This window comes from bacterium, from assembly GCA_036504735.1.
In the GTDB taxonomy this organism is placed as follows: Bacteria; Electryoneota; RPQS01; order RPQS01; family RPQS01; genus DASXUQ01.
Genome location: DASXUQ010000010.1, coordinates 307,284 through 333,588, shown reverse-complemented (window position 1 = coordinate 333,588; position 26,305 = coordinate 307,284). Strand labels below are relative to the sequence as shown.

Sequence of the window (26,305 nt, the reverse complement as noted above, 5' to 3'; positions counted from 1 at the left end):
CGGAAAAGTTAGTGCTTAAAGTGCCGCCGGCCGGTAAACACCATGGCGACATTCTGCTCGTCGGCGGCGGCAATGACGTCCTCATCACGCACCGAGCCGCCGGGCTGGATGACCGCCGTAGCGCCTGCTTGCGCGGCAACGTCCAAACCATCGCGGAACGGAAAGAAAGCGTCGGAAGCGCAGGCGCTGCCGTGAAGATCAAGGTTGGAAGCGCCGGCTTTCTGCACGGCGATGTGCGCCGAGTCCACGCGGGACATCTGCCCGGCACCGATGCCCAGCGTGTGCTTCGCATCGGCGAACACGATGGCATTGGAGCGAACGTGCTTGCAGACCTTCCACGCGAGCTTCATCGCCGCCGATTCCTGCTCAGTGGGGGCGCGCTTGGTGACGGTCTTAAGATTCGCGAATTCGGGAAAACCGAAATCGGCCTCCTGCGCCAGATAGCCGCCCCAGATCACTCGCAATTCTTCCGTGGACGTGCGGCTCTTGAGTTCATTCCAGTCAAAGGAGATCAGCCGCAGCGCCTTCTTCTTGGCAAAGACCGCGCGGGCTTCGGCCGTAAAGGACGGCGCAAGAATGACCTCAAGGAACATATCGGCCACCACAGTGGCCGCGGCTTCGTCCATCTCGCGATTCAGGGCGACGATGCCGCCGAAGGCGGACACGCGATCCGTTTCGAGGGCCAGTTCGAGAGCCTTGGCGGGAGTCTCCGCCACGCCGACGCCGCAGGGCGTCACATGCTTGATGATCACTGCGGCGGTCTCATCGAACTCGGCCAGCAGACGCAACGCGCCTTCGGCGTCGAGCAGGTTGTTGTAGGAAAGTTCTTTGCCCGAGATCTGATCGGCGGCGACCAGTCCGGTGGCCGGTTGACCCCACGGCGCCAGCAGCCAGCCCTTTTGATGCGGGTTCTCTCCGTAGCGCAGACCGCGAACGCGGTTCAGCACCAGCGGCTCCATCTGACCTTCGTTGAACCAGCCCGCGATCACGCTGTCATAGGCTACCATCCGCGCAAAGGCACGGGCGGCGCAGCGGCGGGCATATTCTTCGGGCACCCGGCCTGCATTCTGGTCCAGCAGTTCGAGGAAATCCTGATACTGGGCAGGGTCGGTCAGCACCACGACATCCTGGCTGTTCTTGCACGCGGCGCGTACCATGGAAGGGCCGCCGACGTCGATGGATTCGATAATATCCGCTTCCGGTTTGCCCGAAGCCAGCACCGCTTCAAACGGATAGAAGTTAACGACCACAAGGTCAATCGGTTCCAGTTTCAGGCGTGCCATATCTTCGAGATCGGACGCATGATGACGGCGGGCGAGAATGCCGCCGTGAATGCGCGGATGAACCGTTTTGACGCGGCCCTCCAGCGCTTCGGGATGCCCGGTCCATTCTTCCACCGGCGTTACCGCGCAGCCGGCGGCCTTAATGGCTGTGGCCGTGCCGCCCGAGGCGATCACCTGCACTCCGCGTCCGGCCAGCGCGCGGGCCAGTTCCGGCAATCCCGTTTTGTCGCTCAGACTGATAATTGCTCGACGAATTTCTATCATTCGCGTGTTCCCGGCAAGATTCGTATATGACGTTCTTTCATCTCGATACGATTGTCCGCGAACAGGCGGACAGCTTCGACATAGAGATCGTGTTCGATTTCATGCACCCGCTCGGCCAGCGTATCGGCGGTATCGTCGGGGCGTACGAACACCGCGCGCTGCAAAACTATCGGACCGTGATCATACTGGTCATCCACCATATGCACCGTAGCGCCGCTGATGCGCGCCCCATACTCGATCACCGCCTCGTGCACCCGGTGACCGTACATGCCCTGTCCGCCGAAGGCGGGCAGCAGCGCGGGATGGATATTCAGCATCCGGTGGCGGAACGCGGCGACCACCGCGGCGGGGACCAGTTTCAAATAGCCCGCCAGGCAGACAAAATTGACGTGATGTTCAGACAGCGCCGCAAGCATGGCATCGGAAAACGCTTCGTCGGAGGAAAAATCCGCGCGGCGCATGACGGCGGTTGGAACATCCAGCCACCGTGCCCGTTCGAGAGCGGGAGCCTTGGCGGAAGAAGAGATCAGCAGCGCAGGCTCGGCGTTCAATTCTCCGCTGCGGCAGCGGGCGGCGATGGATTCGAATAACGTGCCGTTGCCGGACACGAAGAAGGCAAGACGCAGACGGCTCATGCAGAAGGTTCCGGTGTGACCGCTGCGCGCAAGGCAAGGGTCAAAGTGTCAAGATTCACGTGCACGGTCCCGCCGACCGGCAAGGTCATACGGTCACGGCCATGACCAAAGGGCAATCCCGTGACAATCGGGCAAGATGTCCCGCGCATCGCATCCAGCACGGCTTGCCGCACCAGGGCGCGTTCCGCCTCATCAGCACTGGCATCCAGGTCACCGCACAACAGGCCGCCAATGCGGCTTAAGACTCCCGCGTTGCGCAGATGGAACAGCATGCGGTCGATGCGATAGGGCGGTTCATTCACGTCTTCGATCAGGAGCAGCGTGCCATCCAAAGCGGGAAGATACGGGGTGCCAAGCAGGGTGTTGATCATGGTGAGGTTGCCGGGCAGCAGCGTGCCGGCAAACGATCCGGTGCCGCGCAGGACGTGGATGCCGTCCCGCGAAAAACCGTTCAGCAGGTCGGTCGGTGCATCGCCCATCAGCACATCGAGCGCGAGGCGCAGGGTGTGCTCACTGACCAGGCCGCTCCAGTCCACCGCCATCGGGCCGGAGAAGGAAACCAAGCGGTGCCGCCCCCACAGCAGCCATTGCAGCGCCGTGTTGTCGGAGAATCCGAGAAAGGGTTTGGGATGTCCGGCAATCCGCGCGGTATCCAGAATCTCCAGCAGGCGGCTTGCCCCCACCCCACCCCGCGCGCAAATGACGGCATCAATGTCGTCACGCACAAACATCTCTTCGAGTTCGCGGGCGCGCACGTCGTCCGTGGCGGAAAGGTAGCCTGAGCGGGAGAAGGCGGAAGCGGACGTCTGAACGTCAAATCCCGACGCGCGCAACGCGGCAATCGCCGCATTCAAACGGGCGGGGTCCACCGGGCCGGATGGTGCGCAGATCCCAATCGTGCCGCCTGCGCGCAGCGGAGCGGGAACAATCACGTTCAGTAGCCCCACTCCGGGCCGACCAGTGTGTAATCGCCGAATCCGGTGTAGTCCACGAATATGAAGCGGCGGGCGAGATTGTTGTAGTACCAGATCTCGTAGGGCCGCGAGCCGGCTTCGAAGGGATGGCGCTCGATGTCGGTCGGCTCGCCATAGGTGACATAGATCCGGCCCCGATCCGACTCCCACCCGGAGCGGTTGGTGGCAAAATGCTCGTTGGCATACTGCACGCGCCGGTAATACTCATCCATCAGGTCATCGGCCTCGGCATGGGCCGACTTGGCCTGATCCTGCCAGAAGTCCTTGAAGACCTTTTCCTTGTCGGCGGCCGGCGCGGCCTTCAGCTTGGACATCCATTCCGAATTGGCGATGTACTTCAGTTGGCGAACCGCCAGATCGAGATCGGTAATGGCGATGGGAATGCCCGAAATCCGGACTCCGAATCCCCGTTCGCGCGCTTCATGACGGCCATCGGCATCCGCCGCCAATTTCAGGGTGTAGCGCTGCGGCGTGAGACCCTTCAGGTCCATCGCGTACCAGACTTCCTGCACCGTGCTGTCCGGCATGACGGCGGCATCAGCGCGGCGAACCGTGTCCGCCTTGGCATTAACCACAAACCAGTGCAAGTAAATCGAGTCTTTAGCCGAACTGTAGACTTGCGCCATTGCGCGTGTGGTGCTGTCCGTACTGTTGAAACTGTCCACCAGCTTGGGCACACCCAGTTCACTCAGGTCGCGGTCTTCCGATGCCCAGTAGAGGTCCGATACCCGCAAGCGCGGATCGGTGCGGGGCAGCTTAATGCTACCTTCCCAGCGCGACTTCTTGTGGGCTTCGCGCTCCGTGGTCAGCGTCTCCCGCACCTTGTAGGTGCCCGGCGGAACGAGAAACTCTTCGACGCGCGCGACGTTGCGGCTGCGGCTGTTGGTCTCGTTGAAGGTCGCCACTTTGGCGTAGGAATCCGCAATCCGTTCGCTGTACAATCCGCTGCTGTCATGGAACAGCGACGTCACCAGTTCAAAGGTGGCGACATAGCCCGAATCGGTGCGCAAAAAAATCAGGTTGTCATAAGGGATGCTGATCGCCACCACCAGATGGAGCGAGTCCGGTTCCACGCCCAGCCGCTGGCTGAGCTGGCAGCGAAATTGGGCGCCGTCACCCGCCGAATAGATGTTGTTCGAACCATCCGGTTGCATGGCCCGATGCGGGGCACGGCAGGCAACCAGAGTTATCGCGGCGAGAGCACAGGCAAGCCATAGTTTCCACATATATCCCTCTGCGAATTTTCCCTGCCCGCCGTCAGCGAAGCCGCGTCCAATTGATACGCGTACGCCTTGGTGACGGTGGCCGTGGCCATCTGACCCGGAGTCAGGACCTCGTTGATTCGTACCCGGCCGTCAATATCGGGAGCATCCCAGGCACTGCGTCCCCAGGATTGATTCTTACTGTTGCGTTCGACCAGCACATCGATCTGCTTGCCGATGAGGGCCTGATGCCGCTCGAGACAGATCTTCTTCTGCAGCCGCATGATCTGATCCAGCCGGTCCAGCGCAATGCCCTCCTCGACCGGATCGGGCAGCGTGGCGCCCCGGGTTCCGTCCTGCGGGGAATAGGCAAACACACCGGCGCGCTCGAACTTCACATCTTCCATGAAGCGGTAGAGGACTTCGAAATCCTCCGTTGTCTCGCCCGGAAAGCCGACCAGCACTGTGGTCCGCACGCACGACTCCGGCAGTACGGCGCGGAAGGCGGCGATGGTCTCTTTCATGTGCGCTGCCGTGGTGCGGCGGTTCATGAGCTTCAACATCCGGTCGGACGCGTGCTCGATGGGAAAATCAATGTACGGCGCCAGCTTCGGCACTCGCGCCAGTTCTTCGAGCAGCTTAGGCGGCGTGGACGGCGGATGCGCGTAGAGAATCCGAATCCAGTGAAGCCCTTCCAGATCCGAAAGGCGCTGGCACAATTCGACGATCCGGCGCTCGCGGTACAGGTCCACACCGTAGCTGGTGGTCTCCTGCCCGATGAGCAGGATCTCTTTCACGCCGTTTGCCGCCAGCAGCTTGGCCTCAGCCAGCAGGCTTTCCATCGGTTCACTGCGGTACAGGCCGCGCATCTGCGGAATAGAACAGAACGCGCAGGCATGGGAGCATCCGTCGGAAATCCGCAGATAAGCTGAGCCCGGCCCCGCGGCTCCGGTGAACGAGGTCAACGCTGCGCTTTCGGTGTCGAGCGCGAGGGGATTGGTGCCCATCGCTTCGAGCATCTGCGTCCACTGACCGATGCCGAACACGCCATCCAGTTCGGGAATGTTGTCCCGCACTTCGCCGCCGTCGCGCTGTGTGAGGCAACCCATAGCATACACGCGGCGGCCATCCTTGGCCAGCTTCCAGCGCACGGCTTCGAGCAGCACTTCCACCGATTCGACTTTGGCGTCGTCGAGGAAGCCGCAGGTATTGACGATCAACACATCGGCCCGCGAGGGCTGAGAAACCGTTTCGAATCCCGCGGCGCGTAGTACCGCCGCGAAGGAGTCCGAATCCACCGTATTCTTGGCGCACCCCAGAGTCTGAAAAGCCACGCGCTGCGGACGGAGAGTGGACGCGCAGTGCTTTTTGGTCACTTCCCCACCTTGACTTCGGAAATCCCGAGCATATCCTGAACCTGTTTGAGCACTTCTACGGACGTTTTCAAACGGTAGCGGCGCGATTCCACCACGCGCGTCTGGCCGTTCTGCTGGACCTTAAAGTAGACCGGCACGTTTCCGGAGTGCCTCAAAAATAGTTCCTCGAGCGCGTCAAGTGTGGACTCGGGAAGACTCGTCTCGTTCAGCGTGAGCCACAAGCTGCGGGCGAAGGCCGCTTTGGCCTGGTCAATTGTCAGAATATCCTGCGTAATGAACTTGGGGTCTTCATCTTCCCGGCAGCTCACCCGCGTATTGAAAACCAACTTCGCTTCCTTGCGCAGCAGCGGCGCGTACTGCTCCAGGACGTCGCCGAACACCAGCAGTTCGCCGGAGCCGGTAAAGTCTTCGAGCGTCACCGAAGCCATCGCCTTGCCTTTGCGCGTCTGCGAACGGCGCACGTCGGTCACCACACCGGCCAGGCGCACCATTTGCTGATCGCCAAGTTCAGACGTGTCTCCGAGCGTGGCCGTGGACAAGTGCTCGATCTCGTCGCGCACGTCGTCCAGCGGATGGCCGGACACATAGAAGCCCACAAGGTCTTTCTCGAGGCTCAGCTTCTGATCGGCAGAATACTGCGGAATGTCCGGCAGCATCGGTTCCCGCACGTGCGAATTGCCCGGGCTTCCCCCGCCGAAGAGGGACGACTGTCCCAGATCGCGTTCCCGGCCCGACTGCACGGCATAGGCAAAGAACTGATCCAGCGCGGCCATGTATTGCGCGCGGTGTCCGCCAAGGCTGTCCAGCGCACCCGAGCCGATCAGACTTTCCATCGCCTTGCGGTTCACCTGCTTGGTGTCCACCCGCGCCGCGAAATCATAAAAGGTCTTAAAGGGTCCGCCTTCTGTCCGCGCATCCAGGATCGCGACAATCGGTCCGCCGCCGACATTCTTGACGGCTTCAAGGCCGCAGCGAATTTTGCCTTCTTCTACCGTGAAGAATCGCTCCGACACATTCACGTCCGGCGGCAGCATGGAGACGCCAAACCGGCGGCACTCATTGATGAGCTTGGGCATCACCCGCGTCTCACCGTGCCACGACGTCATTTCCGCCGCCATGAATTCAGCGGTGAAATGCGCCTTCAGATAAGCCGTCTGATAGGCCAGCACTCCGTAACAGGCGGCGTGCGCCTTGTTGAAGCCGTAGCCCGCAAATTTCTCTACTTGATCGTAAAGCTGCTGGGCGTTCGCCTGGCTTATCTTGTGAGTCGCCTTGCAGCCCGTAATAAACTCTTCCTTCATCCGCGCCAGCTCTTTGGGATCTTTCTTTCCCATCGCGCGGCGCAGGATGTCGGCGCGTCCGAGGGAGAAGCCGGCCATGTCGCGCGCAATCGCCAGCACCTGCTCCTGATAGACCGCAATGCCGTAGGTGGTCTTGAGGATCGGCTCCAGCTTCGGATGCAGATAAGAAATCTTCTCCTGCCCGTGTTTGCGCTTGACAAAGTCGCCGATCATGTCCATCGGACCCGGGCGGTAGAGCGCCACCATGGCCACGATGTCGTCCAGGCACGTGGGCTTCAGTTTGGACAGCCAGTCCCGCATGCCGCGACTTTCAAGCTGGAACACGCCGATGGTATCACCGCGGGACAAAAGCTCGTACGTCTTCGGATCGCTTTCTTCAAGAATCGTCTGCAGGTTCACCTCGATGCCGCGCGCCTTGATCATGTCGAGAGCGCGGGAAAGAACGCTCAGCGTGCGCAGCCCGAGGAAGTCCATCTTGAGCAGGCCGATCTTCTCGACGATGCTCATGTCGAACTGGGTGGTGATGCTGCCGTCGGACTGCTTGTAGAGCGGCACGTAATCGGTGAGCGGCCCCGGCGTAATCACCACACCGGCCGCGTGCGTCGACGCGTGGCGGCACGTGCCTTCCAGCACCTCGCCGACCTCAAAGATCTTGCGGTAATCCGACCGTTCCTGCAGCAGCGCATCCAGTTCCGGATTGTCCTTGCGCGCGCTGCGTGCGCTTCCCCCGTCGGGAGCATTCAGTTTGACGTTGGGGCCTTCGGGAATCTTTTTGGCGAGCTTGTCCACGTCGCCGTAGCTGACGCCCATCACGCGGCCAATGTCGCGAATCACGGCGCGCGCCTTCAGCCTTCCGAACGTGATGATCTGCGTGACCGATTCCGCGCCGTACTTGGCCTTGACGTAGTCGATGATCTGTGCGCGGCTCTCATCCTGAAAGTCGATATCGATATCGGGCATCGAAATGCGCTCGGGATTCAGGAAGCGCTCAAAATACAATTCGAAGCGCAGCGGATCGATGTCCGTAATCCCCAGCGCGTAACACACCAGCGAACCCGCCGCCGAGCCGCGCCCCGGCCCCACCGCCACGCCGATTTTGCGCGCGTAATGAATGAAGTCGGAGACGATGAGAAAGTAGCCCGGAAAGCCCATGCGCTCAATCATGTTCAGTTCGAAGGTCAAGCGCTCTTCAATGTCCCGGCCCGCATTGGGATAGCGCCGCGCCACTCCCGCACGCGCCAGCTTGGTCAGAAACGACACCTCATCCGTCTCGCCGTCCGGCAGCGGAAAACGCGGCAAATGGCGCTTGGAAAAGTCCAGCTTGATGTCGCACTTGTCGGCGATCTCCACCGTGCTTGCCACGGCCTCGTCGCAGTCGCGGAACAGCTCGCGCATCTCGTCGGGAGTCTTGAGATAAAACTCCTGCGTGTCGAACCGCAACCGGTTCTGATCCGCAACGTTGGCGCCGGTGCCGATGCATAGCAGCATGTCGTGCGCTTCGGCGTGTTCGCGCTTCAGGTAATGCGTGTCGTTGGTGCCGACCAGCCGCGAGCCCAGCTTCTTCGACAGCGATTGCAACTTGGAGAAGACCTTGCGGTCCTCCTCCAGATTGTGCCACTGCAACTCGATATAAAAATCGTCGCCGAAAACCTCGCGGTACCATCCGGCCTTCTTCCACGCCCCCTCTTCGTCCTCGTTCAGCAGCAGTGTGGGAATCTCCGCCGCCAGGCAGCCCGACGTGGCGATCAATCCCTCGGAATATTTCGCCAGCATCTCGTGGTCGATCCGCGGACGGTAATAAAACCCTTCGGTGTAACCGATGGACGAAAGCTTGACGAGATTGCGGTAACCGGTCTCGTTCTTCGCCAGCAGCAGCAGATGGTTGGCATAATCGCCCCATCGTCCGCCGGGCGATCCCCGGTCCTTGCGGTTGGAGCAGATGTACGTTTCGCAGCCGATGATCGGCTTGACGTCGGCCTTCTTCGCGGCAAAATAGAATTCCATCGCGCCGAACAGCGCGCCGTGGTCCGTCAGGGCCAGCGCGTTCATGCCAAGTTCCTTGGTGCGCTGAATCAGCTCACCCACCTTGCACGCGCCATCTAACAGACTGTATTCGGAATGATTATGAAGATGGACAAAGCCCGCGCTCACAACTCGCCTTCCTCGCGCGAAATTCGCGCGCCGACCTTTGACAGCTTCTCTTCGATCTTCTCATAGCCGCGGTCGAGGTGGTAGATGCGTTTGACTTCGGTGGTGCCGCGCGCCGCAAGACCGGCCAGCACAAGGCACACCGACGCGCGCAGATCCGTCGACATCACCGGAGCGCCTTTCAGTTCCGCGATGCCGCTGATCTCGGCCGTGTTTTCCTGCATGGAGATCTTCGCGCCGAGCCGGGCAAGCTCGGCCACATGGGTAAAACGGTCGCGATACACCGTATCGGTGATACGGCTCGTGCCGTCGGCCAGGCTGGCCATCGCCATGAACGGCGCCTGCAAATCCGTCGGAAATCCCGGATAAGGCTCCGTGGTTAGATCAATCGGAATCAGTTTGGAAGAGCGCCGTTCCACCGTCACCGAATCCCCGTCGGATTCGATATGCAGCCCCATATCCTTTGCGCGCTCGAGCGGACACTCCACGTGGCGCGGCTCGCAGTGATCGAGTTTCACCCGGCCACCGGCCATGCCCACGGCGCACAGATAGGTTCCGGTCTCGATGCGGTCGGGAATCATCTCCGCATCCACCGGATGCAGTTCCGTGACGCCCTTGATCACCATCTCCCGCGTGCCGATGCCGTCGATGTCCGCGCCCATCCGCGTCAGAAACTTGGCAAGCTGCGAGATCTCCGGTTCCACGGCACAGTTCTTCAGCACGGTCCGGCCTGAAGCCAGCACGGACGCCATCAGCACATTCCCCGTTGCGCCGACGCTGGAAATCGGAAACTCAAAGGTTGCGCCGCGCAGCTTTTCCGCGCGCGCCACCACAAAGCCTTCCTCAAGGTCTGTGATTGCGCCGAGCGCCTCAAGCCCTTTGATGTGCAGATCCACCGGGCGCGGCCCCCACGCGCAGCCGCCGGGCATCGATACCCGGGCTTCCTTGTGCCGCGCCACCAATGGGCCGAGCACATAAAAGCTCGCACGCATGGTCTTCACCAGCTCGTAGGGAGCTTCGTTGTAGCGAGCGTACGCGGTGTCAATCACCAGCTCATGCTCTTTTTCATCCACTTGCGCGCCCAGAATGCGCAACAGATGGGACATGGTACGCACGTCCGCCAGACGCGGCACATTTGTAAAGCGGTACTTGCCCGGGGCAAGCAGCGTCGCGGCAAGAAGCGGCAGCGTGGCATTCTTCGAGCCGGAAATGCGGATTTCGCCTTCGAGCGGTTGGCCGCCCTGAATTACCAATTTATCCAAATTAAGAGGAAAGGCTTTTGAGTTTGCCGCTCTGGCGCAGCAGTTCGCTGGCCGAAGCGAGGGATTGATCGGTGATCTTTGCCCCGGCGATGAGCGCGGCGATGGCCTGAATCCGCTCGTCATCCGACAGGAAGCGGGCCGTCGTCTCTGTTGTGTCACCGTGAGATGATTTGCGGATCGCCAGATGCTGGTCCGCGCGTGATGCAATTTGCGGGAGGTGCGTGATCACCAGCACCTGATGGCGGCGCGACAGATGCGCCAGTGCCTTACCAACCTGATCGGCGACGCGACCCGAAATACCAAGGTCGATTTCGTCGTAGACCATCATCGGATACTCGGCCTTCTCCGAAAGCACGGTCTTGATCGCCAGCGTGACGCGGGACGATTCTCCGCCCGAGGCCACCGCGCCGATGGGAGAAGGCTTGCTGCCCGGATTGGCGGAAAACTGATACTCCACCTTGTCCGCGCCGCTCGAACCGATCTGCTCGGGATCAAACGGCTCGGGCAGCGTCTGCACCGGAACGAGGAATTGCGGCTCGGGAAATCCCAGCGGCCTCAGGGCCGTTACCACGCGCTGCGCAAATTCTCCCGCCGCTGCGTGCCGCCGCCTCGACAGTTCCTGCGCCGAGGCCACCAGCTCCGTGTCCAGCTTTTTTAGCGCCGCCCCGAGATCGTCACACTGCTGTTCAAGGGTCTCGCCTTCTTCCAGCAGAGTTTTCAATTCTCCGGCCCGCGCCAGAATCTGTTCCAGATTCATGCCGTGCTTGCGTCGCAGTTCCCACAAGACCGAGCGCCGCTCGCGCAGCCGCGTCAGTTCGGCGTCATCGAAATTGAGAGTGTCGAGATAGTGCCGCACGTCCCCGGCGATGTCTTTCAAACGCGAAGTAATCTCGGAGAGTTCGTCCGCCACTTGTGCCAGATCGCGATCCGTCTTGACAATCCCCGCTGCAACCATCTTTGCCATTCCCGCCAACCCGACCACCGACGGTTCGGATTCGGAAAGTATACCAAGCAGCCGCGAAGCTTCCGCGGACAACTTCTCCGCGCCTTCAAGTTTGGCCAGCCGCGCTTCCACCTGCTCCTCTTCGCCGGCCTTTAGCCCCAGCCGCTCGATCTCTTCAAGCTGATATTCCAGCAGCGCCCGGTCCTTGCGGTGCGCGCTGAGCGCCGCCTGCGCGGCCACCAGTTCACGCTTCTGCTGGGACCGCAACGCAAACAATCGCGCCATGTTTTGAACATGGGCCTTGTTGTCGCCGAAATCATCGAGAAACTCGAGCTGCAATGCGGGCTTGAACAGTGACTGGTGTTCCCGCTGTCCGTGGAAGTCGCACAGCGCGTCGCGCAATCTTGCCAGCGCATCCTGCGGAAGCGGGTGATCATTCAGCCACGAACGCACTCTGCCCTGCCGGGGAATCTCGCGCCGCAGCAGCAATTCGCCGTCCAGATCGTAATCATCCTTCGAGATCACGCCGCTGAGCAGTTCGGGCCGTTCGAGCACGAACGTGCCTTCAATGACGGCGCGCTCGGCTCCGGCCGCTACGGCGTCTTTCGGCACCCGTTCACCCAGCAGCACATCCAGCGCGCCCAGCACCATGCTCTTACCCGCGCCGGTCTCGCCGGTCAGCACCGTCAGACCGTCGGAGAAGTCCAGCGTGGCGCGCCGCACGAGAAGGTAGTCCCGAATGACAAGTTGGCGAAGCATCTCCCTATCTTCCCAGAACAGCAATTTTGCCCACGGCGGACTTTCCATCGTTGGAGGAGGCCACCAGCAGGTAGATTCCACCGGCCACAAACTCACCGCCGTCGTTCCGTCCGTCCCAGCCGCCGGTGCTGCCCGGATCGGTCATAGCGGCCCAATCCAGTTTGCGTACCAGCCGTCCCGACATGGTCAGAACGCGAAACTCGTCAAAGCGCCCACCCAGCCGTACGGGATCCACCCGCATATGTTGCGAACCGTCGGCGTGGAACGGATTCGGATATGGCCAGAGCGATCCGAGATCACCGCTGCCCGACGAGACAAACGCCGATGTAAACCGCGACAATCCATCTGCCGTTCCGATCCAGATCTCCCCCGTCTCCGGATTGGATGTGATCGCCAGCACATTGTTCGAGACCAGGCCTGACGGATGATCGACGCTGTTCGCCGTCTGGAAGACGTAGATCCAGTTGAAATTCTTATCCAGCACCGCCACGCCGTTATCCGTGCCGAACCACTTATTGTCCTGCGCGTCCACGTGGATGGCATTGACACGGTGTCCCACCGGCAGATCCGCCACGCAAATAAAATGCGTCAGCGTCGGGTCGCCGGGCACGCCGCCCTGCGTGTAATACGCGCCCGAGATGCTGCCTGCCCACATATACCCCTGGTGGTCCACGGTCCAGTCGAGAACTTCCTTGTCGATCGGATCGAAGCAGGTGACGTTGTCCCGCCGTTCGTTGGGCGTGAAGGCGCTCCACTGGTCATCGGTCGTATCCGCTAGCGTGCCGCGCGTGTCCAGCACAAACGTGTATCCGCCATTACGGCCCGAGCCGATCCACAACCTGTCGTAAGGATCCGCGAGCATTCTGCCGACGGCGTAGTAATACGTGGTCGCCTGCAGCGATACCCCGTGAGGCAGGAAGTAAGGCCACGGCGCAGGATTATTGCCGTGCGCCATCCAGCCTCTGGACGCCGCCATCACCGAGTAACCGGTCTTTGTCTCGAGGTTGGAGATAAATACATTGCCGCCGGCGTCCCGCGCCACGTAGGTCTCGACGTAATACTTGCCCTGCGTGGGACTGTCGTTGAGGCCGTTCAGCCGCGGAACCAGTGTGCCGCCCACATTCGCAAATCCCGCCGTGTCCCAGTCGAAATTGTTGAAGTAAGTGATGCTGTCCGAGTGAAACCACGCAACGCCATTGCCCGTCGATCCCGCCCACGTGCCGCCGAAATCATCAAAGGCAAAGCTGGTGGGATGAGCATAGAAAAACGGATGCTGATAGCCTGTGCTGCGGTCGAAGTTCGTCCACGTGTCGCCGTGCCGCACATAGACGCCCGATGTCGATCCGGAGCCGCCCGCCCACAGTTTGCCCTGCGGATCCACTCCCAGCGCCGTAATGAAATTGCCGCCGATGCCCGGCGCGCTGACCGGTGCTCCCCACGGCGTGTTTCCCGGCGAAGCCGAAAGTATTAATCCGCCGCTTCCCTGTCCGCTGTCGCTCATCCCCAGCACAAGCATGCTCACGCCGCTCAAGCGCACCACGGCCACCCGGATCGCGCTGGGAAGACCGTCGCCGGTCGCCTGCCATTGCCCCTGCGGCGCATCCACGTGCCACACGTGGCTGGTTCCGTTGGTATCGCTGACGGCCCAGTGAAAATCCTCGTCGGCAAAATCCACCACGCCCGGCAGGAGCTGCGTCGTCCACACCGTGTCTACCAGGCTTGACACATAGTTCGGCGTAGCAATATTTAGCAGATTCGCCGGATCGGCGTACCCTTGCAGCGCCACAACATTGTTCTCCGGCAGCGAACTGTTCTCGTGGGTGAAGGTGGTCCAGGCCGCCGGCGCATTCAGTTGCGGCAGGCTGAGGGACACACGCGCCAGCCCGGAAGCGGTTCCCGCATAGAGATAGCCGCCCGACACCGCGAGTGACGTGACGCGCGTCTCTCCCGGAAACGTCCCCAAAACCTTTATGGCCTCAAGCACGCGGTAATCATCCACCACCCGGTAATAGGCAAAGCGGTAGATGCCGTTGTTGGCCGCGACAAAAACCTCATCGCCGACGGGAAGAATCGCGTTGATTTCGAAGACGTCATTGGCCAGATCTACCACCTGCCGCACGTCATGGGTCGTCGGATTAATGCGCGTGATCCGCGCATCGCCCAAGCCCGCCCAGACAAAGCCGCGCGCATCCGTCCCCACAGCCACGCATTCGTTCATCGCCAGGCCGCGCGTATTGGTATAGAGATCGAATGTTCCTGAAACCGGATCATAACCGGCCAGGCCACCCGAGGTCGCCGTCCAGACTTTGCCCTGCGACACCACCATATCCACCACGTTGGACGTGGAGGTGAACGTTGTCCACTGAAAAGCCTGCGCGAACAGTAAGGCCGGCAGCAGGCACAGAAGCGCCAGAACTGTGTACTTCATAACAATGTGCTCCTCATCACTCGGCAGAAGGAAGGGACTCTGAAAGCACTCACAAAGGTGTTGCCGTGTCCTCCAGCCGCGTGAGCAGGTGAACCATTTCCAGCGCGGTCAGCGCCGCATCCGCTCCCTTATTCCCTACCTTGCCACCGGCACGTTCATACGCCTGTTCCGGAGTATCCGTCGTCAGCACTCCGAAGGCCACTGGCTTGCCGGATTCCAGGCTTACGCGCAAAATTCCTGTCGCTGCCGCGTGACTGACATACTCAAAGTGCGGCGTCTCCCCACGGATCACCGCCCCGAGGCAAATCACCGCTGAAATATCGAACCGGTTGGCCTGAACCTGCGCTACCAGCGGCAGTTCGAAGGCTCCCGGCACCCATGCGACTTCAATTTGATCTTCTTTAGCTCCCCGCTCCTTCAGCGCGCTCACCGCGCCGTCCAGTAGCGCCCGCGTGACGGTTTCATTGAACCGCGCCACGACAATCGCAAAGCGCAATCCCGATGCATCGAGGGCAAGTGGTGTCGGTTCGCTGAGTTTCACTGGCCCGCCGCAGTTTGCGCAAAATCACCCAGTAGGCCTTCGGCGAATTTCTCTGCACTGAACGGCGCCAGATCTTCCATCCCTTCACCAAATCCCACATAGCGGATCGGAATTCCCAGCCGTTTGGAAATAGAGAGAATGACACCTCCCTTGGCGGTGCCATCGATCTTAGTAAGCACTAACCCGGTCACTGGAGCCACACGCGTGAATTCCAGAGCTTGATTCAAGCCATTCTGTCCCGTTGTGGCATCCAAAACAAGAAGTACTTCGTGCGGTGCTGTCGGTACTTTCTTCTTTAAGACGCGGGAAACCTTTTCCAGTTCCTTCATGAGGTTAACTTTGTTATGCAGGCGTCCAGCGGTATCGATCAGCAACACATCCGCGCTGCGGCTCAAAGCCGCGTCCAGCGCATCGAAAGCCACCGCCGCCGAGTCGGCATTCATCGAACCTGCGATCACCTTAACCCCGGACCGCTCTCCCCAGATCTGAAGCTGTTCAATCGCCGCGGCGCGGAAGGTATCCGCCGCCGCCAGCACTACGGATTTGCCCTGATTCTTGTAGAAATGGGCCAACTTACCGATTGTCGTGGTCTTGCCGGTGCCGTTGACGCCCACCACCAGCATGACATGCGGAGACTGCATGGGAGGAGCGCTGCCTTCCGCCTGCTCCAGCAGGCGGACAATTTGCTGCCGAAGCAGCACGTCCGGGGCCGTCTTGCCGCCATCTTCGCGCCCCGCCTCTTTCAGCCCGGCCAGCAGTTCGCCGGTCGTTTCCACGCCGACATCCGAGGCCAGCAGCACATCCTCAAGTTCCGCCAGCAACTGCGCATCAAGCTTCCGCCCCGAACTGAAGACCGCGGCGATCTTATCGCCCAGCACTTCCCGGGTTTTCTTGAAAGCTTGCTTTACTTTATCGAAAAGGCCCATAATTTCTCTTGGTCAACGCTATCTGCTTCATCAGCTCCCCCTTTCCCTATTTCATGGGGAAAGTCCTTAGACCTCGACGAAGGCGGGGGGCCGGGGGGATGGGGGTGATTATCTCTTAGGGTTCAAGCTGGGCGGTGCCCCACTTCAGCTTGGCGCGCAGCACGTGATAGAAATCGTGTCCCGTTACACTGGCAATCACCGTGGTGTAGGGCGCGCGGCTGACGCGGATCACGTCTCCGCTCTTCAGCGACTTCACATTTTCGCCGTCTGCCGCCAGCACCGAACTCTCGCCTGCGCGAATTTCCAGGGTGCGGTTCGCCGAAATCACCACCGGCCGCATCGTCAGCGTGTGCGGGCTAATCGGAGTGACGATCATCACGCTGAGTGTCGGCTCGAGAATCGGTCCGCCCGCCGAAAGGCTGTACGCCGTGGACCCGGTAGGCGTGGCGACGATCAATCCGTCGCAGCGGTAGGTGGTGACGGGCTTGCCGTCTATGATCACCTGAAGCTGGGTCGTCCGCGAAATCTGCGAGTGGCCGACGGTGATGTCATTCAGCGCCGTGACGATCGGCGGCGCACCGCCGTTCATCTCTGCCTGCAGCATCATCCGCTCTTCCGTCCGGAATTTCTCGTCGAGAATCAGATCCATCGAGGTGTAGAACTCGTCGAGGCCCAGCTCGGTCAAATACCCCAGTCCCGGTCCGAGGTTTACCCCCAGAATCGGAATGCGGCGATCTCCGACCGTACGTGCGGTGCGCAGCAGAGTGCCGTCGCCGCCAAAGCTCAATATCAGCGTGGCCCTGTCGGCAAGCTGCGAAGCAGGAAGGATTTCAGAGGAGGAGAGGTTCAGACCGTTGGAGGCCGCTTCATCCATGACAAACGAGGCCTTGCGCTTGCGCAGTTCGGCGACAACGGTCGGCAGGGATTTGCGGAAGGTGGGCTTGCGGAGGTTGCCCATGATTCCGAGGATCATGTGCGGCGTTCCAGTGCCAGGTTACGACGTTGCCGGACGGTCATCAGAGCGGCCCAAAGCCTCATCGGCCTCTTTGGCGAGCTGCTTGAGCGCCCGCTCTGCCGTCTGGAGTTTCTGTTCACAGAATTTGATCAAACGCTGTCCTTCCTCGAAGGCTTGGAGCGACTGCTCGAGCGGCACGTCTCCGGATTCGAGATTAGACACCAGCTTCTCCAGCCGCTCTAAAGCGGCTTCAAACGACGGCGGCTGTCCGGCCTCGTTCTTTTGCGACTCAGTGGGGCTCATCAAGATTCCCGTTATCGTGAATGTGCTGGATCTGCGCGTCGGCCCGGCCACGGGCAAAAAAGATCGAAACTCCTGCGCCCGGAGTCAGCGCCCGCACGTCCCGCACATACTGTCCATCCCCGTCCCGTACGACCGCATACCCTCTCTCCAGTATAGCTTGCGGATGGAAAAGAGTCAAGAGTTCGCGGACGCGTTCCAGCGAATGTTGTTTGTCTTTCAGCAACCGTGACGAGGCAGCCTCCAGCCGGGAGTGCAAATCATCCAGCCGCTGGGTATTCGCATGCACCAGATTCACCGGCTGACGCAAGGCCCAGTGCCGTGAAAGGGCGTCAAGCCTCTGGCGGAGACTGCGCAATTGCTCCACCCGCCGCGATGCCAGCCGTCGCTTCAACTCGGCGACATAGTCCGCCACATCCTGACAGTCCGGGAGCACCAGTTCCATGGCTGCCGAAGGCGTGGGCGCGCGGACATCCGCCACTAAGTCGGCTACCGTGAAGTCCACTTCATGTCCCACAGCGGAAACCACGGGAATTCGGGATTCGAAAATCGCCCGGGCGACGATTTCTTCATTGAAGGCCCACAAGTCTTCAAGGGAACCGCCTCCCCGCCCCACCACCAGCACATCGGCCAGACCTTCACGGTTGAAGGCGCGAATAGCGGAGGCAATTTCCTGCGCGGCTCCTGTCCCCTGCACTTTGACCGGCGCCAGCACAAGCTGGACGCCAGGCCAACGGCGGGCCGCCACGGTGCGCATATCGTGGAGGGCCGCGCCATCTGCCGAGGTGATCAGGCCTATGGTCTCCGGATACGGAGGCAAAGGCCGTTTGCGTTCCAATTCGAACAGCCCCTCGGCGCGAAGCTTCTGCACAAGCACCTCAAAGGCTCTCTGCAGTTCACCCACACCGGATGGCCGCATCTGCAGCGCAATGAGCTGATAGCGTCCCGCAGGCTCATAGACCTCAAGGTTGCCCCACACCTGCACTTTCATCCCGTCTTGTGGCTGAAAGGTCAGCCACCCCGCACTCATCTTCCACATCGCACAGGACATCTGTGAGGCGCCATCCTTCAAGGTGAAATAATGGTGTCCTGACGTGTGGCGTTTATAGCCGGAGATCTCGCCTTCCACCCACAAGGCTCCAAAGCCTTCGTGAATTACCCGTTTGATTTCCCGGGTAATTTGAGTGACGGTATAGATCTTTTCCTGCTGGGACATAGCTTTGGGTGGGAACCGCCCGGCAACCGGGCGGTTAAGATCCGTGCAAAACGTGACGTGTACAAAAACGGAAGGGCCTCATCGAAACAAGGCCCGTCCGGCAACCACAGCGGCAGCTTTCAGTCTGTGGTACGAACCACCGTGCCGCAGAACTAACGAATTTTCTTCTTGTGACGATTCTTGCGCAGGCGCTTCTTGCGCTTGTGAGTGGACATCTTGTGGCGCTTGCGCTTCTTTCCACAGGGCAAAAGGCGTTCTCCTTCCGGCAACGCTCCATCACATAACGAAGCGGCCTGGGTTGATTGTTATTTATCGAAATAGGATCGAAATGAGTCTGAAACTCGGACGCGCTATACAGTCCCTGCTTCCTCAAACTTGAGGTCGCTCACCCGCGCGCGAAACTCTGTGGATGGGACGAAGACAACGGAGGGTCTGTCCGGAACGTCAATTTCGTGTATGCCACCCGGCGTCCGTACTTTCCTGCCTTTGCGGTTCACCGGTTTCCACACGCCGAACCTGCGCAATTCCACCCGCTGTCCACTGGCAACCGAATCCATTACCAGACTGAGTAGCCCGTCGACTACCGTCTGGACTTCGAGCTTCGGCATGCCGATCTCATTGGACAGGCGATCAACCAGATCCTGCTTGGTCATGGATATGCCCTCCATCCTGCCGCAGCGGGAACCCTGTTGTCTGCTCACTGTATGTCCGATCGTGGCGGCCCGCACCACCCCGCACCATTACCGCGGGGTATTCAGGTTTATTGGTTAATAATAAGTTCCTGACCGGGATATAGGGTACTTTCGCGGGTCAGGCCATTCCAATGTAAGATTTTGTGCGGATCCTGTCCGTACGTCCGCGCGATGGACCAAACGGTGTCCCCCGGCTGGACGGTGTGCGTGAATCGCTTCGAGTCAACTTTCTTCGCCGCGCTGGCCTCGGCCTTCGGAGCCGGCTCCGGCGTCTGAGCCACTTCCGGCGCACCCTGAATCATGATCTTCAGTTTGCTGCCCGGCAGCACCTTATTCGGATTCGAAATATGGTTCTGGCTCACGATTTCATCGACCGACACGCCCAATTGGCGGCTGATCTGGCCGATGCTCTCGCCCTTATGAACCGTATAGATAATCTCGTGGTTCGCCGGTGCGTTCGTGTTCACCGCCGCAACGGTCCTGGCTTCGCCCGTATCCGTCTTGGAGACCGGTGCCGGCGCTGCCGTCTTCGGTGCTGCCGCGCTCTTCGATACGTCTGCCGCCGCGATCTGCGAAGGCTCCACCTTCGGTTCGACCTTCTGTCCCAGCGGAACGGCCAGTTGCATACCGCCGCGCAACTTCTTGAAATTCACCTTGCGATTTTCCGACAGCGTACGAATCGCGTTCGGCGTCGTGTCGTAGAGTTGCGCAATTTCCGCCAGCGTTTCGCCGCGACGCACCTTGTGAACTCCGGTCTCCGGAATCACGGTGCGGGGCAGCGCAGCCAGGCGACTTTCAAAATCTTTGTCCGCCTTACGGGGCAGACGGACGCGCACCGGAGAGCCTGACGGCGTCACACCCTGCACAAACTCCGGGTTGAGATCCGCCACAGTTTCCGGATCCACTCCGGCGGCCTGAGCGACATGATCCAGCCGATAGCTTCCATTCACCCACACGTCCACACCGCCATACGGAGTCTCAGGACTTAAGGGAGGAAACCCGTACTGGCCGGGATTCTCGCAAATGGCTCGCGTGGCTAGATAAGCCGGAACATAGCTGCGGGTCTGAGCCGGCAGCTTCTTCAAACCAAAATAGTCGCGCGTCCGACTGTGGGCGATCTCACGCTCCACGCGCAATTCGCCGCAATTGTAAGCCGCAAATGCCAGATACCAATCGCCGAACTCATCGTAGAGCTTGCGCAGATACTGGCAGGCCGCGCGAGTGGACTCTTCCACGTGCATGCGCTCATCATACAGACGGCCCACGTCGAGACCATAAATCCGGCCACTGGACGGAATGAACTGCCAGACACCGGCCGCGTGCGCATACGAATACGCTCGGGGATTCAATCCCGATTCGATCATCGCCAAAAACAGAACTTCCTGCGGGATGCCCTCTTCGGCCATGATTGGCCGCAGACGCGGGAACATATAGGCAGCACGTTCCATCCACTTCATCATAACCTTACGGCCACGATTCATGAAGAACGTGATTTGCCCGGCTACCGCGGCATTCATCGTCATGGGGACGTTCGGAAGCTGAGTCCGGTCCGGACGAAGGGTCGCCTGCGGGGCAATCAGATCCGGAGCAGGCTTTTCGGGCAGACTCTCGGTATCGGCCTCATCGGACGGTGCGGACGATTCCAGAATCGCCACCGGGCCGGCGGTAGAAGGCAGATTGTCGATGGACGCAAGGAACGAGTTGTACTTCTTGAGAACCTTGCTTTGCAAATCCAGGACACGCCGGGTCGGCACTTCAATCGAGGCCATGTCCAAACTGCCTAACAGTTCGAGAGCAACCTCATAGTAGTAGGCCGCAGCTTCGTTGTCCTTCCGCTTCTCTTCCGCTTGCGCTTTGTCGAAGGCATCACGCGCAAGGCTCCATTTCTGGCGCTCGGTAAGTTGGCTGTTATCACCAATCGGGCGAGAAGACAGGAGTTGCTTGGTCTCGGACGATGCCGTCGTCGTGGCAGAATGTGCCGCATCAACGCGCGCAGTCAGAAGCAGGGTTGGCACGAGTGCCACGAGGAGAATGAGTGTTGGTCTCATGGAGCTCCGAAGGCTTAGTTAAGGTCTTCGGGCCGGGGGCCGCAGAACCACCCAACCGTCACGGAATCAGTTACTTACCAACGAAACGGGACAAGCGGTCTCCCCCAGAGCCCCATTTCAGTTGAATGTACTTATTTTTTCGTCTCAAATCAACTCAGTTTGCTCAGAGAAAGTTATATATTCCTGCACAATAACTCTCCGCTTGAAGGATACAGAGATCAAGATACACTTAATATATTATTTGTCAAGTCCTTGATCTATCTGAGGTGCAAATTTTTGTGGATTCTTTCCCCGGATTGAAAGTTTGTGAACCTCTTCCCAAACTGCAAAACCTTGCAGTTGTGGGAGGATAGTCTTATATTTCTTGCTTCGTTCAGGAACCCATTATGACCGCACCGGAGATTCACGATCCTATTCTTGCCCGCCATCTGGCCGATGCGCAATCGCGTATCGACGCGGCGTGCCATCGATCCGACCGGGAGCCTTCTGCGATTACTCTCATCGCCGTCACAAAGTTCTTCCCTGCCGAGACAATACGCAAAGCATGTGCCTTAGGTCTTGCACATATTGGCGAAAATCGCGTTCAGGAACTTGTTGATAAATTTGGAGATGGTGAACTCCTCCGGGAGTCCCCTCCACTGGTTGTTCATCTCATCGGTCATCTTCAGTCCAATAAGGTACGCAAAGCGGTGCAGATTGCCGCAACCATCGACAGTGTGGACAGTCTGGAGCTGGCAGAACTCATCGAGCGCGACGCCGCACAAATGGGCAAAAAGCTGCGGATTTTGATTGAAGTCAACACCAGCGGCGAGCCTCAAAAGTACGGCATCTCCCCAGAAAAGGCCATCGAACGGGTTGAACGGATGCTCCCCTTCGATCACTTGGATATCGCTGGCCTCATGACCATCGGACCCAATCTTACCGAAGGAGAGGCCATCCGCCGCAGTTTCCGCTTGCTGCGCGCCACCTTCGAGGACGTGCGCGCAAAACTGAACCCGCCGAACTGGACCGCCCTCTCGATGGGCATGTCCGGCGACTATGAAATAGCCATTGAAGAAGGCGCCACGGAGATCCGCTTGGGAACCGCCTTGTTCGGCCCACGGAGGAACTTATGAGTTTGACCCCGCTCGACGTGTCCAAACACGAGTTTGAACGCTCTTTTCGAGGGTACGATCCCAACGACGTGCAGGCCTTTCTCGAGCGCGTCGCCGATGAAGTCGCCGCCCTGCAGACTCAGGTCAATTCGCTTTCGGAGCAGAACCGCGTACTCGCGGCCAAGCTCGGGGCCTATCAGGACATGGAGCAGGGACTGCGCGATTCCATCGTCGCCACGGAGAAAAGTCTCAAGTCCACGCGCGATCAGGTGGAAATCGAACGGCAGCAGATTCTGCGCGAAGCCAAGCTCGACTCCGACCAGATGAAGCTTGCCACGCAGAATGAGATTACTCACATGCGCGAAGAACTGCGCGCGCTCAAGATCCATCACGATGCCTACGTGAAGCGCCTGCGCTTCCTGCTCAAAGCTCAGACTGAACTGCTCGACCTGCTCGAGGAACAATCGCCCGAAATGCCCCATGACTCAATTGAAAACGCAACTCGCTGAAACCGTCGCCGCCCTGACCCCGCACATCAAGACTCCCCCCGAAATCGGAATTATTCTCGGCACCGGGCTGGGAGGTCTGGCCAAAGAAATCAATAGCGACGCGGTCATTCCCTACGAGCAGATCCCGAACTTCGTGCATTCCACCGTCGAGACCCACGCGGGTAAATTGCACTTCGGCAAACTGGCGGGCAAATCGGTGATGGCCATGCAGGGCCGCTTTCATTATTATGAAGGCTACACCATGCAGCAGATCACCTATCCCGTGCGCGTGATGAAGGCCCTCGGCGTCAAGGTGCTGCTGATCTCCAATGCCTGCGGCTGCGTCAATCCGCTCTACCGCGCCGGCGATCTGATGATCATGGACGATCACATCAATCTGCTGGGTGACAATCCGCTCATCGGCCCCAATCATGACGATCTGGGCCCACGTTTCCCCGACATGAGCGAGCCCTACAGCCGCCGGCTGATTGCCATCGCCGAGCAGGTGGCGATGGATCTGAAGGTCTGGCTGCGCCGCGGAACCTATCTGGCCGTCAGCGGCCCCAATCTGGAGACCCGCGCGGAATACCGCATGATTCGCGCACTCGGCGCGGACGTGGTGGGCATGTCCAGCGTCCCCGAGTGCATCGTCGCCCGCCATGCGGACATGGAAGTCTTCGGCATGTCCATCGTCACCGATGAAGGCTTCGCCGACTGCCTGAAGGTCGCCAATATCGACCACATCCTGAAAACCGCCGCCGAAGCCGAACCCAAGATGACCGCCATCATGAAGGGTGTGATAGAGAGGATGTAGATAAGAACCCAGATCAGTAGCGGCCTTCAAGCGACGCAGGTGCTTTGAGCAAACGAAATGACGAATTCAACTATACCGGCCAGTAGGTTCTTTGACATCTTCGATGGACTTATCATCGATGTTGGTGACCCGAATTGTGTCTTCGGAAGACGCGATGCGGTGCTAAAGAAGCTGATTTGGATGAGCATGTTGGATACGCTGTCGGCTGTTGCGTTCTCTGGTGAGAAGTCGGTCCGAAAACGGTTCACGCGGTTTGTATCCACCTATTGCGCGTGGGGAGATTGTGAACGAGTCAGTCTGCCGCACCTCTTGGTGGTCTTGGAGGCGAATCCGTCTCCCAATTTTGACAAATTGCTTTCCGAAGTAAGATCACGTCTGGGAAAGTGGTTACCTTCGGGAGGTGCTCTGGATCTCGATGCCGATCCGCTTTGCAGCGAACTTGCACCATTGTGGCCGATAAGTTGTTCCGGTTTTCAAGAAACCGTCAATCGCAGAACGTTGGACGACATGCGGCACGTTAGCCTGCTATATGAGTTGCGCTGCAACCTAGTCCATGAGCTGAGATCGCGCGGCCCCGAGTTTCAGGGCGTGGATTGGAAGGACGACTCGCCCGCCTATTGGTACCTCCGCTCGGATGGACCTTGGGAGCTTTCATATCCGGAACTCTTCGTACAAGGTTTATGCCGCAGCGGACTCGCGAATCTTAAGGCGTACTTCGATCGAACTGAGCACAGTACGTTGACCAACTTTGCCCTCGGCCCGTTCTTCATTCCAGAGTTCAACGAGTTATGGCAAACACAGTTGCAAGCCAAGCAAACGCAGTCCTCGCCATAGACCTCTCTGCCTTCCTCGCCAAGTGGAAGATCACGAGCTACGAGTTCTTCGGCTCTGTGATCCGCGAGGACTTCCGACCGGACAGCGATGTGGATATTCTGGTGACATATGCGCCGGACAGTCATCGTACGCTTTCCGATCTGATGCAGATGGACGAGGAACTTGCGGCCATATTCGGTCGCAAAGTAGACATTGTTGAGCGCAAGGCGGTCGAAGAAAGCCCAAATTACATCCGACGGAAGCTTATCCTCGAAGGTGACAAGCGGTTTACGAAGGATGATGCGCGATTGCTCGACATTCTTTTCTACGCCCGTGACATCAGGAGATTCGCGGAGGGTGCAACCGTTGAGTCCTTTGAGTCCGAAGATTCACCATCGCCCGATGCCATCGCCTTCTGTATGTCACAGATTTCCAGACGGGCCGCCACGCTGACCGATGCAACTCGATCGCGTGAGCCAAGAATAGACTGGACAAAGCTTGCGGGGCTGCATGAGCGAATGCAGGATGAGCATTTCAATTTGGACAAGCCCTTCGCATGGGTGTTCTCGACCACCGATGTCCCAAATTTGATTCATCTCATCGAGCCGCTCGTCCCACCGGAAGACTAACCGTAAATGTTCCTCTCCCTCAAGCACGTCACCTATCATGTCACCGACCTGAATAAGGCCCGGGAGTGGTATACCCAAGTGCTCGGCAGAGAACCGGTGTTCAATGCGCCGTTTGCGGTGATCTTTACCGTGGGCGAATGCGGGCTTATGCTTGTACCGTCCGCCGGCCCCGCGCCGCAGCCGGATGATTGGGCCGTGGTCTCCTGGGAAGTGGACGATATTGAAGCAGCGTATCAGCGACTCCTTGCGCTCGGCGCGACCACACGCGCGGAGATTATCACCCGCAACGACGTGCAGCATGCCCGGGTCGCCGACCCCTTCGGCAATGTGCTGGGCCTCATGTCCCGCCCGGCCGATGCGCAGAAGCTGTCGGTGCAGAATCAGCCTTCGGAGAGCGCGTTTAATGTTGCCATTTGCCGCGCCATGGCCGCGCACGAGGACGGCGACGATGTGAGGGGTCCGGACACCCTTGCAGAGATCTTCCTGAATGAAGACTCGCGCAAGGCGGTGATCGACCGCGCCTCGCGCGAGCACATCAAAACCATGGTCACGCCGCCGCTCTACCACTTTCTCCATGCCCGCACCGTGTGGCTGGATGGAGTCTTCACCCGCGCACTGACCGACGGCTTTTCACAGATTGTTTTCCTCGGCGCCGGTTACGACAGCCGCGCCTACCGTTTCCGCGACCGACTTGGGGGAACCCGGGTCTTTGAACTCGATGCGCCCGCCACGCAACAGCGCAAGCGCCGCCAACTCGAACTCGCCGGCATCCCGGTGCCAGAGCGGGTCACCTTCGCCGAAACCGATTTCAAAGAAGGCGCGCTCGATGACGTGCTGCGCCGCGCAGGCTTCAACTCTCGCGCCCGCACGCTCTTCATCTGGGAAGGCGTCACCTATTATCTCCCCGAAGCCACCGCCCGCGCCACGCTCGATTTCGTGGGCACTCATTCGGCGTCCGGCAGTCTGCTCTGCTTCGACTATATGTCCAAAGAACGTAAAACCCACTATACCGGCGAACCGTTTCTCTTCTTTCTCGCCGAGGACCGCGTCGAGCCGTTCCTGCGTGAACACGGCTTCACTCTTCTCGAGCACAGCGCCGGCGATGACATCGCGCGCCGCTACAGCTTGCTTCCCGATGGCCGCAGCACCGGACCGACGCTGCCGGACACGAATTTCGTCGTGGCCGAACACGCCCATAACGTTTCCTGATCCGA

At 59.7% G+C, this 26,305-nt stretch carries 22 protein-coding genes; 6 read left to right on the top strand and 16 right to left on the bottom strand.

Translation table 11 applies throughout. The features are described from left to right. Positions 1-8 precede the first annotated feature (8 nt). From purH to VGL38_10590, 16 genes are all read right to left on the bottom strand, one after another. Positions 9-1,547: a bifunctional phosphoribosylaminoimidazolecarboxamide formyltransferase/IMP cyclohydrolase gene (gene purH / locus VGL38_10665; protein ID HEY3295890.1), complete on the bottom strand. Its 1,539-nt coding sequence runs from the start codon at positions 1,545-1,547 to the stop codon at positions 9-11. After that, the gene (gene purN, locus VGL38_10660; protein ID HEY3295889.1) at positions 1,544-2,182 is read right to left on the bottom strand and encodes a phosphoribosylglycinamide formyltransferase; all 639 of its coding nucleotides are present in this window, start codon (positions 2,180-2,182) and stop codon (positions 1,544-1,546) included. The genes purH and purN overlap by 4 nt, the downstream gene beginning before the upstream one ends. Continuing rightward, positions 2,179-3,114, bottom strand: a complete 936-nt coding sequence (locus VGL38_10655; GenBank protein HEY3295888.1) for an LD-carboxypeptidase — start codon at positions 3,112-3,114, stop codon at positions 2,179-2,181. Before VGL38_10655 ends, purN begins: the two co-directional genes overlap by 4 nt. Before the next feature lie 2 nt (positions 3,115-3,116). Next, positions 3,117-4,382 (bottom strand): GWxTD domain-containing protein, encoded by a 1,266-nt coding sequence (locus VGL38_10650; protein HEY3295887.1) that lies wholly within the window; start codon positions 4,380-4,382, stop codon positions 3,117-3,119. Then, positions 4,343-5,734, bottom strand: coding sequence for a 30S ribosomal protein S12 methylthiotransferase RimO (gene rimO / locus VGL38_10645; protein HEY3295886.1), 1,392 nt, complete (start codon positions 5,732-5,734; stop codon positions 4,343-4,345). The genes VGL38_10650 and rimO overlap by 40 nt, the downstream gene beginning before the upstream one ends. Beyond that, positions 5,731-9,186: a DNA polymerase III subunit alpha gene (locus VGL38_10640; GenBank protein ID HEY3295885.1), complete on the bottom strand. Its 3,456-nt coding sequence runs from the start codon at positions 9,184-9,186 to the stop codon at positions 5,731-5,733. Before VGL38_10640 ends, rimO begins: the two co-directional genes overlap by 4 nt. Further along, on the bottom strand, positions 9,183-10,445 hold the full coding sequence (gene murA, locus VGL38_10635) for a UDP-N-acetylglucosamine 1-carboxyvinyltransferase (GenBank protein ID HEY3295884.1): 1,263 nt from the start codon (positions 10,443-10,445) through the stop codon (positions 9,183-9,185). Before murA ends, VGL38_10640 begins: the two co-directional genes overlap by 4 nt. Before the next feature lies 1 nt (position 10,446). After that, the gene (gene recN, locus VGL38_10630) at positions 10,447-12,147 is read right to left on the bottom strand and encodes a DNA repair protein RecN (GenBank protein ID HEY3295883.1); all 1,701 of its coding nucleotides are present in this window, start codon (positions 12,145-12,147) and stop codon (positions 10,447-10,449) included. A gap of 4 nt (positions 12,148-12,151) precedes the next feature. Beyond that, a complete protein-coding gene (locus tag VGL38_10625; GenBank protein HEY3295882.1) occupies positions 12,152-14,575 on the bottom strand; it encodes a hypothetical protein in 2,424 nt (807 codons plus the stop codon). Positions 14,576-14,624: 49 nt separating this feature from the next. Continuing rightward, positions 14,625-15,116 (bottom strand): 6,7-dimethyl-8-ribityllumazine synthase, encoded by a 492-nt coding sequence (ribH, locus tag VGL38_10620; protein HEY3295881.1) that lies wholly within the window; start codon positions 15,114-15,116, stop codon positions 14,625-14,627. Then, positions 15,113-16,042: a signal recognition particle-docking protein FtsY gene (ftsY, locus tag VGL38_10615; protein HEY3295880.1), complete on the bottom strand. Its 930-nt coding sequence runs from the start codon at positions 16,040-16,042 to the stop codon at positions 15,113-15,115. Before ftsY ends, ribH begins: the two co-directional genes overlap by 4 nt. Before the next feature lie 115 nt (positions 16,043-16,157). Continuing rightward, positions 16,158-17,015 carry an NAD(+)/NADH kinase gene (locus tag VGL38_10610; protein ID HEY3295879.1) on the bottom strand — a complete coding sequence of 286 codons (858 nt, stop codon included), beginning with the start codon at positions 17,013-17,015 and terminating at the stop codon, positions 16,158-16,160. 21 nt (positions 17,016-17,036) lie between these two features. Next, positions 17,037-17,300 (bottom strand): exodeoxyribonuclease VII small subunit, encoded by a 264-nt coding sequence (xseB, locus tag VGL38_10605; protein ID HEY3295878.1) that lies wholly within the window; start codon positions 17,298-17,300, stop codon positions 17,037-17,039. Further along, on the bottom strand, positions 17,287-18,513 hold the full coding sequence (xseA, locus tag VGL38_10600) for an exodeoxyribonuclease VII large subunit (protein ID HEY3295877.1): 1,227 nt from the start codon (positions 18,511-18,513) through the stop codon (positions 17,287-17,289). Before xseA ends, xseB begins: the two co-directional genes overlap by 14 nt. A gap of 350 nt (positions 18,514-18,863) precedes the next feature. After that, positions 18,864-19,166, bottom strand: coding sequence for an HU family DNA-binding protein (locus VGL38_10595; GenBank protein HEY3295876.1), 303 nt, complete (start codon positions 19,164-19,166; stop codon positions 18,864-18,866). 107 nt (positions 19,167-19,273) lie between these two features. Next, positions 19,274-21,253 (bottom strand): LysM peptidoglycan-binding domain-containing protein, encoded by a 1,980-nt coding sequence (locus tag VGL38_10590; GenBank protein ID HEY3295875.1) that lies wholly within the window; start codon positions 21,251-21,253, stop codon positions 19,274-19,276. A gap of 386 nt (positions 21,254-21,639) precedes the next feature. Here VGL38_10590 and VGL38_10585 point away from each other — a divergent pair, with 386 nt between their 5' ends. From VGL38_10585 to VGL38_10560, 6 genes are read left to right on the top strand one after another with little or no spacing between them, the layout of a single operon-like run. Next, complete coding sequence (locus tag VGL38_10585; GenBank protein HEY3295874.1) at positions 21,640-22,368, top strand: YggS family pyridoxal phosphate-dependent enzyme; 729 nt, start codon at positions 21,640-21,642, stop codon at positions 22,366-22,368. After that, positions 22,365-22,856, top strand: a complete 492-nt coding sequence (locus VGL38_10580; GenBank protein ID HEY3295873.1) for a DivIVA domain-containing protein — start codon at positions 22,365-22,367, stop codon at positions 22,854-22,856. The genes VGL38_10585 and VGL38_10580 overlap by 4 nt, the downstream gene beginning before the upstream one ends. Beyond that, entirely contained in the window at positions 22,828-23,649 is an 822-nt protein-coding gene (locus tag VGL38_10575; GenBank protein ID HEY3295872.1) for a purine-nucleoside phosphorylase, read from the top strand. Before VGL38_10580 ends, VGL38_10575 begins: the two co-directional genes overlap by 29 nt. Before the next feature lie 57 nt (positions 23,650-23,706). Then, positions 23,707-24,483, top strand: a complete 777-nt coding sequence (locus VGL38_10570) for a hypothetical protein (GenBank protein HEY3295871.1) — start codon at positions 23,707-23,709, stop codon at positions 24,481-24,483. Next, the gene (locus tag VGL38_10565) at positions 24,438-25,091 is read left to right on the top strand and encodes a nucleotidyltransferase domain-containing protein (GenBank protein HEY3295870.1); all 654 of its coding nucleotides are present in this window, start codon (positions 24,438-24,440) and stop codon (positions 25,089-25,091) included. The genes VGL38_10570 and VGL38_10565 overlap by 46 nt, the downstream gene beginning before the upstream one ends. Positions 25,092-25,097: 6 nt before the next feature. Further along, positions 25,098-26,300, top strand: a complete 1,203-nt coding sequence (locus VGL38_10560) for an SAM-dependent methyltransferase (GenBank protein HEY3295869.1) — start codon at positions 25,098-25,100, stop codon at positions 26,298-26,300. The last annotated feature ends 5 nt before the right edge of the window (positions 26,301-26,305 follow it).

Excerpts from the sequence above, each read along its gene's own strand:
- purH (HEY3295890.1), bottom strand. The coding sequence starts at position 1,547 with ATGATAGAAATTCGTCGAGCAATTATCAGTCTGAGCGACAAAACGGGA.
- purN (HEY3295889.1), bottom strand. The coding sequence starts at position 2,182 with ATGAGCCGTCTGCGTCTTGCCTTCTTCGTGTCCGGCAACGGCACGTTA.
- VGL38_10650 (HEY3295887.1), bottom strand. The coding sequence starts at position 4,382 with ATGTGGAAACTATGGCTTGCCTGTGCTCTCGCCGCGATAACTCTGGTT.
- recN (HEY3295883.1), bottom strand. The coding sequence starts at position 12,147 with ATGCTTCGCCAACTTGTCATTCGGGACTACCTTCTCGTGCGGCGCGCC.
- VGL38_10625 (HEY3295882.1), bottom strand. The coding sequence starts at position 14,575 with ATGAAGTACACAGTTCTGGCGCTTCTGTGCCTGCTGCCGGCCTTACTG.
- ftsY (HEY3295880.1), bottom strand. The coding sequence starts at position 16,042 with ATGGGCCTTTTCGATAAAGTAAAGCAAGCTTTCAAGAAAACCCGGGAA.
- VGL38_10610 (HEY3295879.1), bottom strand. The coding sequence starts at position 17,015 with ATGATCCTCGGAATCATGGGCAACCTCCGCAAGCCCACCTTCCGCAAA.
- xseB (HEY3295878.1), bottom strand. The coding sequence starts at position 17,300 with ATGAGCCCCACTGAGTCGCAAAAGAACGAGGCCGGACAGCCGCCGTCG.
- xseA (HEY3295877.1), bottom strand. The coding sequence starts at position 18,513 with ATGTCCCAGCAGGAAAAGATCTATACCGTCACTCAAATTACCCGGGAA.
- VGL38_10595 (HEY3295876.1), bottom strand. The coding sequence starts at position 19,166 with ATGACCAAGCAGGATCTGGTTGATCGCCTGTCCAATGAGATCGGCATG.
- VGL38_10590 (HEY3295875.1), bottom strand. The coding sequence starts at position 21,253 with ATGAGACCAACACTCATTCTCCTCGTGGCACTCGTGCCAACCCTGCTT.
- VGL38_10585 (HEY3295874.1), top strand. The coding sequence starts at position 21,640 with ATGACCGCACCGGAGATTCACGATCCTATTCTTGCCCGCCATCTGGCC.
- VGL38_10580 (HEY3295873.1), top strand. The coding sequence starts at position 22,365 with ATGAGTTTGACCCCGCTCGACGTGTCCAAACACGAGTTTGAACGCTCT.
- VGL38_10575 (HEY3295872.1), top strand. The coding sequence starts at position 22,828 with ATGACTCAATTGAAAACGCAACTCGCTGAAACCGTCGCCGCCCTGACC.
- VGL38_10570 (HEY3295871.1), top strand. The coding sequence starts at position 23,707 with ATGACGAATTCAACTATACCGGCCAGTAGGTTCTTTGACATCTTCGAT.
- VGL38_10565 (HEY3295870.1), top strand. The coding sequence starts at position 24,438 with ATGGCAAACACAGTTGCAAGCCAAGCAAACGCAGTCCTCGCCATAGAC.
- VGL38_10560 (HEY3295869.1), top strand. The coding sequence starts at position 25,098 with ATGTTCCTCTCCCTCAAGCACGTCACCTATCATGTCACCGACCTGAAT.